Here is a 13,446-nt window from a genome sequence, read left to right as displayed (position 1 = left end):
GGCTCCGGCTGTCCCGGCCGGCCGCGGGCGGATCTCCAGCATGCCGGCGAGCGTGCCAACTTTGCGGGTGCCCGGCCAACGATTTTGGAACTCAGACGGCGAGATCCGCCAGGCCGCACGGGGGACAACTTCGGAGCGTAGTCGAGTATTTACCCGTTCGGGTGACTCGCGTACCGCATGGTAGGCACATACGTTGGCTGCTGACATGCGTGCCACCGGTCGTGCCCGAACACCGTCCGCTACGAGGCCTCACGACCTGGCGGACGGTGGGTGGCGGCCGTCCGGGCACAAAGGATCATGCCGCCCGGCGGGCCGTGGACATCTGCCGGGGTACGGCCACGGTCATCCTCCGCTGTGGACGCCGTCCGAGGGCGTCGAGGGCGTCCAGGAGCATCGCCTGCACGGCGCCGGACGTGGGCAGGTGCCAGCCGGTCTGCTCCGGGGCGACCGCCCAGCGGACCGGGCCCTGCGGCGTACGGCTGGGGGCGGCCGGAATCCACGAGCCGCGGCCGTGGCGCAGCACGTCCAGGCAGGACGCCAGCTCGGGGCGCAGGCCCTCGCCGGGGAGTACCAGGAACATCCAGCGTCCGGTGGGGGTGACCAGGACCGGGCCGCGGGCGTCTCCCCGCTCGGGGCCGATCACGCCCGCGTGCAGCCGGACCGCGCCCAGGGCGCGCAGGCCGACGGGCGCCGGCACCTCGAGGGCGTCGAACCGGCCGCCCGTCGCCAGCAGCACCGTGTACGGACGCTGCCGCCACCAGCGGGTGATCAGGTCCGGGTCGGTCGCGGCGTCGTCCTCCCAGCACTCGATGGCCGGGTGGCAGCCCATGATGGGGCAACCGGGGCGGCCGCAGTCGAAGCGGTCCCCGGTCAGGTACGCCCCCGGCGTCACCGCCCAGCCGTGTGCGGCGTACCGCAGGGCCGCTCGGCGCAGGCGGAGACGATCGATCAATGCCCATGGGCCGATCGGCTGGCGGTTGCTCCACTGCATGGTCGGAATACCCCCGATTCGCCGGCCTCCGCTGCTATAGCAGGCGGAGTTGCCGTCACCAAGCGCGACACGCTTCGTTGGTTCGGTCAGATCACGCATTGCAAGTTGCATGAGAAACTACGAGCAACGGTGGGCAGGCGATCACACAACCTGTGCGACCAGCACAGACGAGTGAGGTCCAGACTGCAGGGGAAGCACCGGGTTGCTCACCGGCGGGGGTCGCCGGATGAGTGTGGGGAGGCACCGTGGACGAGCTGCCGATCGGCCGCCGAGTCGCCTACTGGCGCGGCCGTCGCAAGATGTCCCAGCAGGTCTTCGCGGACCGGTTGGGCAAGTCCAAGAGCTGGGTCGACAAGGTGGAGCGGGGGGTCCGCCGGCTCGACAAGTTCTCCGTCGTCTACGAGATCGCCGACGTGCTCGCCATCGACGTCCAGCTGCTGCTGGGCAAGGACGTCGAGCGGCGGCCGGAGACGCAGAACTGCATCGACCAGGTCGAGGTCGAGGAGATCCGCGCGGCACTGGAACGCTATGACCAGATGAGCGCGTTCTTCCATCCCGTCCCGCAGGCGCCGCCGCTGACGGAGATGCGCAAGGCGGTCAGCCACGCCTGGCTGACCTACCAGCACGCCAAGTACGGCGTGCTGGCGCGCAAGCTCCCGCAGCTGCTGCGGGACGCACAAGCGGCGGACAGCGCCCACGCCAGCGGTGACGAGGCCCGCGACGCGGCGCACCTGCTGGGGCAGGTCTACCAGATCGCCTCCTCGGCGCTGCGCAAGGTGGGCGAGCACGAGCTGTCCTGGCTCGCGGCCGACCGTTCCATCGCGGTCTCCCAGCGCGCCGGGGACCAGCTGCTCGCCGGGATGGCGAGCCACCGGGTCGGCATGGCGCTGCTCTCGCTGGGCCGGGTGCGCTCGGCGCTGGAGGTCAACGTCAACATCGCCAACCGGCTGGCGCCGACGACGCCGGACGCGGCGACCCCGGAGCGGCTCTCCGTGTACGGGCTGCTGCTGCTGACCGGTGCGATGGCGGCGGCGCGGATCGGGGACAGCGCCACCGTGCGCGACCTGGTCAGCGGCGCCGAGCAGGCGGCCGGGGCGCTCGGCGGCGACTACAACTACTACTGGACGTCCTTCGGGCCGACCAACGTGGAACTGCACCGGGCCGCGGCCGCGGTCGAGCTCGGTGACGGCGGCAAGGCGATCGAGACGCACAACCGGATCGACTGCGAGGCGTTCGCCGCCATGCTGCCCGAGCGGCGCGCCCACCACTACCTGGACATCGCCCGGGGCTACACACAGCTCGGTGACGTGGAGAAGGCCAGCGAGATGCTGCTGGAGGGCGACCGGCTCGCCCCCTCGGAGATCCGCTGCCGTCCGCTCGCCCACGAGGTCATCTCCGACGTGCTGCGGCGCACGCGGGGCACCCCGCCGGCCCCCATCGCGGAGCTGGCCGAACAGATGGGAGTCGGCGTATGAGGTGGGTTCTGCGGTGAGAACGGCCAACACGGGGCCCGGCGTGCTGTACGTGCTGGTGTGCGGCTCGCCGATCGCCCGGGACGTGGGCGTGCTCGTGGACCTCGCCCAGCGGGACGGCTGGGAGGTCTGCGTGATCACCACTCCCGACGGGCGGAAGTTCATCGACGCGGCCGCCCTGCACGCGCAGACCGGACATCCCGTACGCAGCTACTACAAGAACCCCGGTGACGACGATCTGCTGCCGCCGGCCGACGCGATGATCGTGGCGCCCGCGACGGTCAACACCGTCAACAAGTGGGCGGCCGGGATCACCGACACCCTGGTGCTCGGCCTGCTGGTCGAGGGGTACGGCTTCGGCATCCCGACCGTGGTGGTGCCGTACACGAACAAGGTCATGGCGATGCACCCGGCGCTGCACGACAGCATCGCGAAACTTCGCAACTGGGGCGTGAACGTCCTGCACGGCGACGATGTCGTCCGGCTGGGCGGTCCGGGGCAGAACGACCGTTTCCGGAGCCAGTTCCCGTGGCGCCGGGCACTGCAGGCGCTGAACACCCGGTTCGACACCGACACCCGCGTGGAGCCCAAGGCGCATTCCTAGGTCGGTAGAGTCACGGCCGTGACCGACACCGCCGTTGTCCCGCCCACCGTTCGTGAGGTCGTGGCCGCGCTCGACGCCCGCTATCCGCGGGCCTGGGCCGAGCAGTGGGACCGCGTGGGCCCGGTCCTCGGCGACTTCGACTCGCCCGTCGAGACCGTCCTGTGCGTGGTCGACTGCGTGCCGGAGACGGTCGAGGAGGCGGTGGAGGTGGGCGCCGGCCTGATCGTCGCCCACCATCCGTTGCTGCTCAAGGGCGTGTCGTCGGTCGCGCCGGACACGTACAAGGGCCGGATCGTGCATCGCCTGATCAAGGCCGACATCGCCCTGTACGTCGCGCACACGAACGCCGACGTCGCCCATCCCGGTGTCTCCGACGCCCTGGCGGCCCGGCTCGACCTGGTCATGCTGCGCCCGCTGGTGCCCGCCGCCCCGGGCAGCCCGGCCGAGGGCGAGGGCCGCGGCACCGGCCGCGTCGGGGAGCTGGCCGCGCCGATGCGGCTGAGTGACCTCGCCCGGTTCGCGGCCCACCGGCTTCCCGCGACCGCCGCGGGCGTCCGGGCCGCCGGCGACCCCGATCGGCTGATCCGTACGCTGGCCGTGTGCGGGGGAGCCGGCGACTCCTTCCTGCGGGACGCCGTGGCCGCCGGCGCCGACGCGTACCTGTGCGCCGATCTTCGTCATCACCCCGCGAGCGAGCACCTCGCCGCGGGAGGTCCGGCCCTGCTCGACGTCGCCCACTGGGCGAGCGAGCGGCCCTGGCTCGACGAGGTGGCCGGGTGGCTGCGCGCGCAGTTCGGCGTCACCGCACTCGTGTCCGATCTCGACACCGACCCCTGGACCGTGCATGCGGTCAGCTCAGACAAGGAGAACCAGCCGTGAAGGCCGCCCCCGAAGCCCAGCGCCGCCTGCTCGACCTGCAGGCCGTCGACACCGCGCTCAACCAGCTCGCGCACCGCCGCCGGTCCCTGCCCGAGCTGGCCGAGATCGAGACGGTCGCCCGGGAGATCTCCGCCCTGGAGGACGAGCGCACCCGCGCCCAGGTGGCCGTCGACGACCTGGACCGCGACATCGCCCGCTTCGAGAAGGACATCGAGCAGGTCCGCACCCGCAAGCAGCGGGACCAGGCCCGGCTCGACGCGGGCGGCGCGCTGCGCGAGATCGAGGGCCTGCAGCACGAGCTGGCGACGCTCAACCGCCGCCAGTCCGAGCTGGAGGACGCCGAGCTCGAGCTCATGGAGCAGCGCGAGACCGCCGAGCAGACGCTGAACGAGGTGAAGAAGCGGCTCGCCGAGGCGACCGAGCGCCGCACCGCCGCCGAGAGCCGGCGCGACGAGACGTACGCGGAGATCGCCAAGGAGCAGGAGTTCAAGACCCAGTCCCGGGCGCCGCTGGCCGCGGACCTCCCGCCGGACCTGGTCAAGCTCTACGACAAGATCCGCGAGGAGACGGGGCTGGGCGCGGCGCTGTTCCGCTCCGGGCGCTGCGGCGGCTGCCGGATCGAGCTGTACGGCGCCGACCTGAACCGGGTCAAGTCCGCCCCCGCGGACGAGGTGGTCCGCTGCGAGGAATGCCGCCGGATCATGGTCCGTACGGCGGAGTCGGGTCTATGAGTGATCTGCGGGTCGTCATCGAGGCGGACGGGGGCTCGCGGGGCAATCCCGGGCCGGCCGGGTACGGCGCCGTGGTCCGCGACGTCGCCTCGGGGGACGTCCTGCTGGAGCGGTACGGCGCGCTCGGCACCACGACGAACAACGTGGCCGAGTACCAGGGCCTGATCGCCGGTCTGCAGGCCGCCGCCGATCTCGGGGCCGCCCGCGTGGACGTACGGATGGACTCGAAGCTCGTGATCGAGCAGATGTCCGGCCGCTGGCAGATCAAGAACCCGGGTCTGCGCCCGCTCGCCGCGGAGGCGGCCACCCTGGTGAACCGGTTCGCGGGGGTGACCTTCGACTGGATCCCGCGCGAGCGCAACAAGCTGGCGGACGCCCTGGCCAACCGGGCGATGGACGAGGCCGCCGGCAAGCCCGTCCGGGACGTGATCGAGCCGGAGGAGAAGGCGCCGCCGAAGAACTGGGCGCCGCCCTCGCTGGACGCGGCGACCCGCCTGATCCTGGTCCGTCACGGCGAGACGTCGCTGACCAAGCAGGGCCGTTACTCCGGCCGCGGCGACGTCCCGCTCTGCGACGAGGGCGAGGCCCAGGCCATGGCCGCGGCCGGGCGGGTGGCCGGCATCAGCCGCGACGTCGCGGCGGTCGTCTCCTCACCCTTGCAGAGATGTACGCGCACAGCCGAGCTGATCGCCTCAGAGCTGGGCAACGTCACGGTCACGGTCATGCCCGAGCTGATCGAGTGCGACTTCGGCGACTGGGAGGGGCTGACCTTCGGCGAGGTGCGCGAGCGCTGGCCGGACGAGATGGACCGCTGGCTGGAGTCGACGAGCGTCGCGCCGCCGGGCGGGGAGTCCTTCCAGGCGGTGTCCAAGCGGGTGCGCGGTGCCCTGGCCACGCTGCAGTCGGCGTACCCGTCATCGGTGGTCGTCGTGGTCTCGCACGTCTCGCCGATCAAGCTGATCCTGCGCGACGCGCTCGCCGCCGGCGACGCCTTCCTGCACCGGCTCTTCCTGGACGCGGCGGGGGTGTCCACGATGGACATGTGGCCCGACGGCGGCATCGCGGTGCGCTCGGTGAACGAGACGGCGCACCTTCGATAGACGGACGTATTGATTCTCCGGTGGCGGGCGTTTAGCTTCCTCAATCAGGAAACTTTCTTTACCGCTCGCCCCTGGAGGGCTCATGCGCGCACATTCCCGTCGCTTCCTCGCCGCCGCCGCGGCCGTCCTGGTCGGCCTCACCGCCGCACCGGGCGCCGCCGAGGCGCACGGCCGGAAGCCGTATGTCAAGGTCGGGTACTTCACCCAGTGGGGGATCTACGGCCGCGACTTCCAGCTCGCCAAGGTGCAGAAGTCGGGCGCGGCCGCCCGGCTCACTCACCTCAACTACGCGTTCGGGCCGGTCACCGCGGCCGGCGTCTGCGACTCGGCCGACCCCTGGGCGGACTGGCAGACGCCGTTCTCGGCCGAGCTGAGCGTCGACGGCGTCGCCGACGTGCCGGGCCAGCCCATCGCCGGCAACCTCCACCAGCTCGCCGAGCTCAAGAAGAAGAACCCCGGCCTGCGGGTGCTGATCTCGCTCGGCGGGTGGAGCGGCTCGGCGTACTTCTCCGACGCGGCCCTCACCGACACCTCCCGCAAGAAGCTGGTCAGCTCCTGCGTGGACCTCTGGATCAAGGGCAACCTGCCCGGCCTCTCCGCGGGCGTCGCCGCCGGCATCTTCGACGGCGTCGACCTCGACTGGGAGTGGCCCGGATCGGAAGGCAACGCGGGCAATGTGATCCGGCCCGAGGACAAGGCGAACTTCACCCTGCTGACCGCCGAGTTCCGCCGGCAGCTCGACAAGCTGTCCCGCACGACCAGGAAGCACTACGACCTCACCGCGTTCCTGCCGGCCTCGCCCGCCAAGATCGCCGCAGGCTTCGAGTCCAAGATCTTCAAGTACCTCGATTTCGGTACGGTGCAGGGCTACGACTTCCACGGCTCGTGGGAGGCGCGCACGAACCAGCAGTCCGCGCTGCGCGTGCCCCGGGGCGCCCCGGACAACCCGGACTTCTCCGCTCAGGTCGCCATCGACACCTGGCGTCACCTGGGTGCGCCGAACCGCAAGCTCGTGCTCGGCATCCCGTACTACGGGCAGGGCTGGACCGGCGTGACCGGCGGCGGCACCGGGCTCTTCGCCCCGGCGGCCGGCGGCGCACCGGGCAAGTTCGCGGTCGGCACCGAGGACTACAAGACGCTCAAGACCCTGCCGGCGAAGGGGTTCACAGTCCACCGCGACTGGCGGGCCGGGCACTCGTGGCTGTTCGACGGCACCACCTTCTGGACGTACGACGACCCGGCGCAGGTGGCGCAGAAGACGGCGTACATCCGGGCGCAGGGGCTGGGCGGCGCGATGATGTGGTCGCTCGACGGTGACGACGAGAACGCCTCGCTGACCCGTACCGTCTCGGCCGGTCTCTGGTCGCCCTGGCGGCACTGACGAGCGTCTTTCTCCCAGGGTGGTGTGCCGTTCGGCGCACCACCCTGGCCGTTCGGCGCATCATGATCTCGGGCGTGACCCCGGTGCGGGACCTCTCGGTAACCTGCGGCCGAATGGCCGTGATTACTCCTCAGGGGAGGTGTCACCATGACCGAGCAGACGCGTGCGTCCCGCACCGACCGCAGCCCTTGGAACTGGCTGCTCATCGTTCCGATCGTCGTGCCGTTGCTGACCCCGTTGTTCAACCACGACAAGCCGCGGTTGTTCGGCTTCCCGGCGTTCTACTGGGTCCAGTTCGCGTTCATCATCCTCGGCGTGGCCACCACGTCGGTGGTGTACGTGATGACCCGCCGCCCGTCGGCGCGGGAGGCCCGCGATGAGTGAGCACATCACCGAGATCATCGTGTTCTCGTTGCTCTTCCTGCTGGTCAGCGGCATGGGTTTCGTCGCGGCGAAGTGGCGCGCCCCCAAGGACATGGCGCATCTCGACGAGTGGGGTCTGGGCGGGCGCAGCTTCGGCGGGTGGATCACCTGGTTCCTGGTCGGCGGTGACCTCTACACGGCGTACACGTTCGTGGCGGTGCCGGCGTTGATCTTCGGTGCGGGGGCGGCGGGATTCTTCGCGGTGCCGTACACGGTGATCATCTATCCGTTGTTCTTCCTGATCCTGATCCGGTTGTGGTCGGTGTCGCATCGGCACGGGTTCGTGACGCCGGCGGACTTCGTGCGGACCCGGTTCGACTCGCCGACGCTGGCGCTGCTGGTGGCGATCACCGGGATCGTGGCGACGATGCCGTACATCGCGTTGCAGCTGGTCGGGATCGAGGCGGTCCTCAAGACCATGGGCGTGACCGGGGACAGCGCGCTGGCGCGGCATGCGCCGATCATCGTGGCGTTCGCGATCCTGGCGGCGTACACGTATCAGTCGGGTCTGCGGGCGCCGGCGTTGATCGCGTTCGTGAAGGACACGCTGATCTACATCGTGATCCTGGTGGCGGTGCTGTATCTGCCGTACAAGCTGGGCGGCTGGGGCAGCATCTTCGACGACGCGAACGCCAAGTTCCAGGCATCGCCGAACCCCGGTGACGGGATCACGCTCAACGCCAACAACCAGATCCAGTACGTCACCCTGGCGCTGGGTTCCGCGTTGGCGCTGTTCCTGTACCCGCACTCGATCACGGGGGTGCTGGCCAGCAAGAACCGCAACGTGATCAAGCGCAACATGTCGGCGCTGCCGGCGTACAGTTTCCTGCTCGGTCTGATCGCCCTGCTCGGCTACATGGCGATCTCGGCGGGGGTGAAGCCGCTGCCCGGTAGCAAGGCGGGCAGTGTGGACAGCAACACGGTGGTCCCGCTGCTGTTCGACCAGCAGTTCCCGTCCTGGTTCGCCGGCGTCGCGTTCGCCGCGATCGGGATCGGCGCCCTGGTCCCGGCCGCGATCATGTCGATCGCGGCGGCGAACCTGTTCACCCGCAACATCTACAAGGAGTACCTGCGCAAGGACGCCACCCCGGCGCAGGAGGCCAACGTCTCGAAGATCACGTCGCTGGTGGTGAAGATCGGCGCGGTCGCCTGCATCATCTTCCTCGACCCGCAGTTCTCCATCGACCTGCAGCTGATCGGCGGAATCATCATCCTGCAGACGGCCCCGGCGGTGGCCCTGGGCCTTTACACCCGGTGGCTGCACCGCGGCGGGTTGATCGCCGGCTGGGTCGCGGGCATGGGGCTGGGCCTGTGGATGCTGTACCAGATCCCGAACGCCGCGACCGGTCGCAAGCATTTCGGCGGCTCGGCGTTCCCGTTGAAGGAGTTCGGCTTCGACACCCCGAAGACCATCTACGTCGGGTTCGTCGCCGTGGCCGTCAACCTGCTGGTCGCGGTGATCGTCACGCTGATCCTGCGGGCGATGAAAACCCCGGAAGGCGTCGACGGCACCACGGCCGACGACTACTTCGCCGACGAAGGCGACCCCCGCCTCGAGAAGGTCCGCGCCACGCCGGACACGATCGGCTCCTCGACCTGACCCGCTTCGGTGCCGCGGCCCCCTAACCGGGGTCGCGGCCCTTGATGTACGCGTCCATGTCGCGCGTGAGCCGCTCCAGCATCAGGGCCAGCTCCTTGCGCTCCTGCGACGTCCAGTTCTTCAACATCTCGTCGTAGAGCTCCCGGCGGGCCGAGCTCACCGCGTCGACCTGGGACAGCCCCCGCTCGGTGGCCGCGATCACCGTGCCCCGCCCGTCCTCGGGATCCGGGCTGCGCTCCACCAGGCCGTCGCGGTGCATCGCGCTGACCTGCCGGGTGACCGTCGAGCCGTCCAGGCTCAGCCGGTTGGCGACCGCCGAGACGTTCTGCGGCCCCGACTCCTGCAAGAGCCGCAGAATCACGTACGCGGCCCGGTCCAGCGCCCGATGCGGCCGCGGCGAACTGCGCCGGGTCGCCTCGCCCAGCCGGATCAGCATCGCGACCTGGGTCTCGATCGTGCCGAGCGCCGCCTCGTCCCTCACCATGTGCCCCCTCGTCGACCGTATTCTGCCCGCCCCCGCGTCACCGGAAGGCACGCCACAACAGCACCAATCCGATGGTCATCCCGAACCCCACGATCAGCCCCTTCAGCACGTTCGCCGGCAGCCGCCGCGCGAGCCGGGCTCCGGCGTACCCCCCGACCAACGTCGCGGGCGCCACGACCAGCACCGCCCCCCAGTGGATGGGAGCGAAAGCCGCGAAGACCCCGACGGTGACAAGCCCGACACAGGCCGACAGTACGTTCTTCAGCGCATTGATCCGGTTCAGCGTCTCATCCAGCACGAGAGCCAGCGCGGCCACATACATCACCCCGAGCGCGGCACCGAAGTACCCGCCGTACACCCCACCGATGAACACGACCACCTGCAGAGCCCACCGCCGATCGGCGCTGCTGTGCCCGACGAGAGCCCGCAACCGATCCTGAAACGCCAGCGTGGCGGCCGCCCCCAGCACCAGAAAAGGCACGACCACCTCGAACGCGCGAGCCGGCGTCCCGAGCAGCAGCGCACACCCGCCGACAGACCCCACCACACTCGTCGGCACGATCGCCGCCAGCCGCCGCCCCTGACCGCGAAGGTCGGCCCGGCTCCCCACGACACTGGAGACGTACCCGGGAAAGACCGACACGGAGTTCGTGACATTCGCGTCGACAGTCGGCAGACCGACCCCGATGAGACTCGGAAACGTGATCAGCGACCCGCCCCCGGCGACCGCATTGACGATCCCGGCCGCAACACCCGCAACGACCAGCAGAAGAACATGCCCGACATCCATGATGCGAACGAATCTACGGTGCCTCCGTCGACCGCCACCCAGAGCCTGCGAAGATCGAGCCCGCCCGCTGCCGTACCATGAACCGGCGACGGACGAGTCGGCCGGGCGGTCGCGTCGGCACCCCTCAACGGGAGCCGCCGAGGAACGTCCGGACTCCGCAGAGCAGGGTGGTTGCTAACGGCAACCCGGGGTGACCCGCGGGACAGTGCCACAGAAAACAAACCGCCGGCCCCGAGCCGGTAAGGGTGAAACGGTGGGGTAAGAGCCCACCAGCACCCCGGGTGACCGGGGTGGCTAGGTAAACCCCACCCGGAGCAAGGCCAAGCAAGGCCCGGCGTCGCAAGACACCGAGCCGGCGCAGGCGCTCGAGGGCTGCTCGCCCGAGCCTGCGGGTAGGCCGCAAGAGCCTGCCGGCAACGGCAGGCCGAGATGGATGACCGCCCAGCGGCGAGCGATCGCCGCGGACAAAATCCGGCGTACAGGCCGACTCGTCCGTCGCCCACCCGGTCATGGTGCTGCTCATGACCTCGACGGCCCCGCTACGGCCCGGACTGCCCGGGCGCGCTCTGGTGAGTGGCTCGGAGTGCCGCCGTGTGGGTGATCGACGGCTGCGGAGCTGCAGTCACGGGTGGGATGCTGAGCGTTATGCCGGAGCCTCGCAGGACGCCGCGTCGGGTGTTTCTGAGTCACACCTCGGAGTTGCGGCGGTTGCCGGTGCAGCGGTCGTTCATCGCGGCGGCCGAGGAGGCGGTGACCAGGGCCGGCGACGCGGTGGCGGACATGAGGTATTTCGCCGCGCGGGATGACAAGCCGGCAGCGGTATGCCGGCGGGCGGTGACGGACGCCGACGTGTATGTGCTGGTGGCGGGGTTCCGGTACGGGTCACCGGTACGGGATGAGCCGGAGCTGTCGTACACGGAGTTGGAGTTCGCCGCGGCGTCGGAGGCGGGGATGCCGCGGTTGGTGTTCTTGCTGTCCGAGGATGCGGAGGGTCCGGCCGGCCTGTTCCGGGATGTGCGGTTCGGCGACCGGCAGGAGGCGTTTCGGCAGCGGCTGCGCGACTCGGGGTTGACGACGGTGTCGGTGTCCTCGCCGGACGGTTTGGCGGCGGCGGTGTTGCAAGCGCTTACCGGGCTTGCCCGGCCGCGATCGGCTGACGTGCCGGTGGGCCGGGTGTGGAACGTCCCGGCCCCCACGGCGACGTTCACTGGCCGGGACACGCTGCTGGCCGGCCTGCGGGCGGGGCTGGTCGCCCGGGGGCGGGTGGCGGCGGTGCATGGCATGGGTGGGGTGGGTAAGACCACGACGGCCATCGAGTACGCGCACCGGTTCGGTAACGGCTATGACGTGGCGTGGTGGGTACGGGCGGAAGACCCGGCGCTGATTGCGGACCAGTTGGCGACGTTGGCGCAGGCGCTGGGTCTGGCCGACGCCACCGTGGCGGCGGAGGTGGCGGTGACCCGGCTGTTGGGGGCGCTGCGGGGCCGGGAGCGGTGGCTGGTGGTCTTCGACAATGCCGAGGACCCGCAGGCGCTGGCCCGGTTCCTGCCGAGCGGAGCGGGCGGGCATGTGATCGTGACCTCCCGCAACCCGGATTGGCATGATCTGGCCGCCGGGGTGGAGGTGGAGGAGTTCACCCGGGCCGAGTCGATGGCGCTGCTACAGGCCCGCGTGCCGGCGTTGTCCGGAGTGGACGCCCACCGGCTGGCGGCGGCGGTGGGAGATCTGCCGTTGGCGGTCGACCAGGCCGCCGGCTTGATGGCGGACACCGATCTGACCGTCGACGACTACCTCGAACTGCTGGCCGCTCAGTCCCGGCGGCTGCTCGGTCGGGGCGGCGAGGGCCGGTATCCGCTGTCGGTGGCGGCGGCATGGACCGTCGCGTTCGACCGGCTCGCCGCGGACGATGCGGCCGCGGCGCAGGCTTTGACGCTGCTGGCCTGGCTGGCGCCGGAACCGGTACCGATCAGCCTGCTGACCGGGCACCCGGATCTGCTGCCCGAGCCGCTGGCGGAGGTGGCCGCCGATCCGCTGAGGATGGCCGGGCTGCGCACGGTGGTGCGGCGGCGGGGCCTGGCCCGGGTCGGACCGGACAGTGTGCTGCTGCATCGGATCCCTGCCGCGCTGCTGCGAGCCCGCACCGCCGACGACGCCATCGAGGCCACTACCGGCAGTGCGGGTTGGGCTGCGATGGTGGTGCGGCTGCTGGAGGCCGCACTGCCGGGCGACCCGTGGGACAACCCGCGGGTGTGGCCGGCCTGGCGGCGGCTGCTGCCGCACGTGCTGACCGCAATCGACCCCGACCGGCAGCTGAGCGCCGCGACCGCCGAGCTGGCCACACTCTGTGATCAGGCCGCCGCCTACCAGCAGGCCCGCGGCGAGCCCCGCGAGGCGCTGTCGCTGTCGCAGCGGGCCTACGACCTGCGGCATAAGCTGCTCGGTCCCGACGACTACGACGCTCTCCTATCGGCCACCCGACTCGCCCTCGACCTGCACCAGCTCGGTGAGGTTGGTCGGGCGCGGGAGTTGGACGAGGACATCTACGCCCGCTCCCGCCGGGTGCTGGGCGAGGACCATCCCGAGACCCTCACCTCGGCCAACAACCTCGCCCTCGACTTGCACGTGCTGGGTGAGGTCGCCAGGGCGCGGGAGTTGAACGAGGACACCTACGCCCGGCGCCTGCGGGTGCTGGGCGAGGACCACCCGAACACCCTCACCTCGGCCAACAACGTCGCCCTCGACCTGCGCGAGCTGGGTGAGGTCGCCAGGGCGCGGGAGCTGAACGAGGATACCTACGCCCGCAGTGTCCGGGTGCTGGGCGAAGACCACCCGAGCACCCTGACCTCGGCCAGCAACCTCGCCGCCGACCTGCGCGCGATGGGTGAGGTCGCCAGGGCGCGGGAGTTGAACGAGGACACCTACGCCCGCCGCCGCCGGGTACTGGGCGAGGACCACCCCGATACCCTCACCTCGGCCAGCCGCTTCGCTCGC

General features: G+C 70.7%; 12 protein-coding genes and 1 other RNA gene. 10 read left to right on the top strand and 3 right to left on the bottom strand.

Translation table 11 applies throughout. The features are described 5' to 3' along the window. Positions 1–295: 295 nt before the first annotated feature. Positions 296–991 (bottom strand): bifunctional DNA primase/polymerase, encoded by a 696-nt coding sequence (locus tag AB0J80_RS08860; RefSeq protein WP_364702096.1) that lies wholly within the window; start codon positions 989–991, stop codon positions 296–298. A gap of 245 nt (positions 992–1,236) precedes the next feature. Here AB0J80_RS08860 and AB0J80_RS08855 point away from each other — a divergent pair, with 245 nt between their 5' ends. The 8 genes from AB0J80_RS08855 (at position 1,237) to mctP (ending at position 9,181) form a co-directional block, all read left to right on the top strand. Next, complete coding sequence (locus AB0J80_RS08855; protein ID WP_364702093.1) at positions 1,237–2,466, top strand: helix-turn-helix domain-containing protein; 1,230 nt, start codon at positions 1,237–1,239, stop codon at positions 2,464–2,466. A gap of 13 nt (positions 2,467–2,479) precedes the next feature. Then, positions 2,480–3,067, top strand: a complete 588-nt coding sequence (locus AB0J80_RS08850) for a flavoprotein (RefSeq protein ID WP_364702090.1) — start codon at positions 2,480–2,482, stop codon at positions 3,065–3,067. An 18-nt stretch (positions 3,068–3,085) separates the two neighbouring features. Further along, positions 3,086–3,946 carry a Nif3-like dinuclear metal center hexameric protein gene (locus tag AB0J80_RS08845; protein ID WP_364702087.1) on the top strand — a complete coding sequence of 287 codons (861 nt, stop codon included), beginning with the start codon at positions 3,086–3,088 and terminating at the stop codon, positions 3,944–3,946. Continuing rightward, on the top strand, positions 3,943–4,677 hold the full coding sequence (locus AB0J80_RS08840) for a C4-type zinc ribbon domain-containing protein (RefSeq protein WP_364702084.1): 735 nt from the start codon (positions 3,943–3,945) through the stop codon (positions 4,675–4,677). The genes AB0J80_RS08845 and AB0J80_RS08840 overlap by 4 nt, the downstream gene beginning before the upstream one ends. Next, entirely contained in the window at positions 4,674–5,777 is a 1,104-nt protein-coding gene (locus tag AB0J80_RS08835) for a bifunctional RNase H/acid phosphatase (RefSeq protein ID WP_364702081.1), read from the top strand. The genes AB0J80_RS08840 and AB0J80_RS08835 overlap by 4 nt, the downstream gene beginning before the upstream one ends. Positions 5,778–5,859: 82 nt before the next feature. After that, positions 5,860–7,158: a glycoside hydrolase family 18 protein gene (locus tag AB0J80_RS08830; RefSeq protein ID WP_364702078.1), complete on the top strand. Its 1,299-nt coding sequence runs from the start codon at positions 5,860–5,862 to the stop codon at positions 7,156–7,158. A 147-nt stretch (positions 7,159–7,305) separates the two neighbouring features. Continuing rightward, a complete protein-coding gene (locus AB0J80_RS08825) occupies positions 7,306–7,542 on the top strand; it encodes a DUF3311 domain-containing protein (RefSeq protein WP_364702075.1) in 237 nt (78 codons plus the stop codon). Next, on the top strand, positions 7,535–9,181 hold the full coding sequence (gene mctP / locus AB0J80_RS08820; protein ID WP_364702072.1) for a monocarboxylate uptake permease MctP: 1,647 nt from the start codon (positions 7,535–7,537) through the stop codon (positions 9,179–9,181). Before AB0J80_RS08825 ends, mctP begins: the two co-directional genes overlap by 8 nt. 22 nt (positions 9,182–9,203) lie before the next feature. On the opposite strand, the gene AB0J80_RS08815 is transcribed toward mctP, so the two are convergent. Continuing rightward, positions 9,204–9,665 carry a MarR family transcriptional regulator gene (locus AB0J80_RS08815; protein WP_364702069.1) on the bottom strand — a complete coding sequence of 154 codons (462 nt, stop codon included), beginning with the start codon at positions 9,663–9,665 and terminating at the stop codon, positions 9,204–9,206. Positions 9,666–9,702: 37 nt separating this feature from the next. Continuing rightward, complete coding sequence (locus AB0J80_RS08810) at positions 9,703–10,455, bottom strand: sulfite exporter TauE/SafE family protein (protein ID WP_364702067.1); 753 nt, start codon at positions 10,453–10,455, stop codon at positions 9,703–9,705. Between the two features lie 93 nt (positions 10,456–10,548). Here AB0J80_RS08810 and rnpB point away from each other — a divergent pair. Further along, positions 10,549–10,950, top strand: an RNA gene (gene rnpB / locus AB0J80_RS08805) — RNase P RNA component class A. Positions 10,951–11,088: 138 nt separating this feature from the next. Continuing rightward, a partial coding sequence (gene fxsT, locus AB0J80_RS08800; protein WP_364702064.1) for an FxSxx-COOH system tetratricopeptide repeat protein occupies positions 11,089–13,446 on the top strand: 2,358 nt, incomplete at its 3' end.

The sequence above is a fragment of the Actinoplanes sp. NPDC049548 genome (assembly GCF_040676695.1).
Classification (GTDB): domain Bacteria; phylum Actinomycetota; class Actinomycetes; order Mycobacteriales; family Micromonosporaceae; genus Actinoplanes.
Note: the sequence above shows the minus strand (reverse complement) of the source record. Positions and strands in the feature narration are given on the sequence as shown.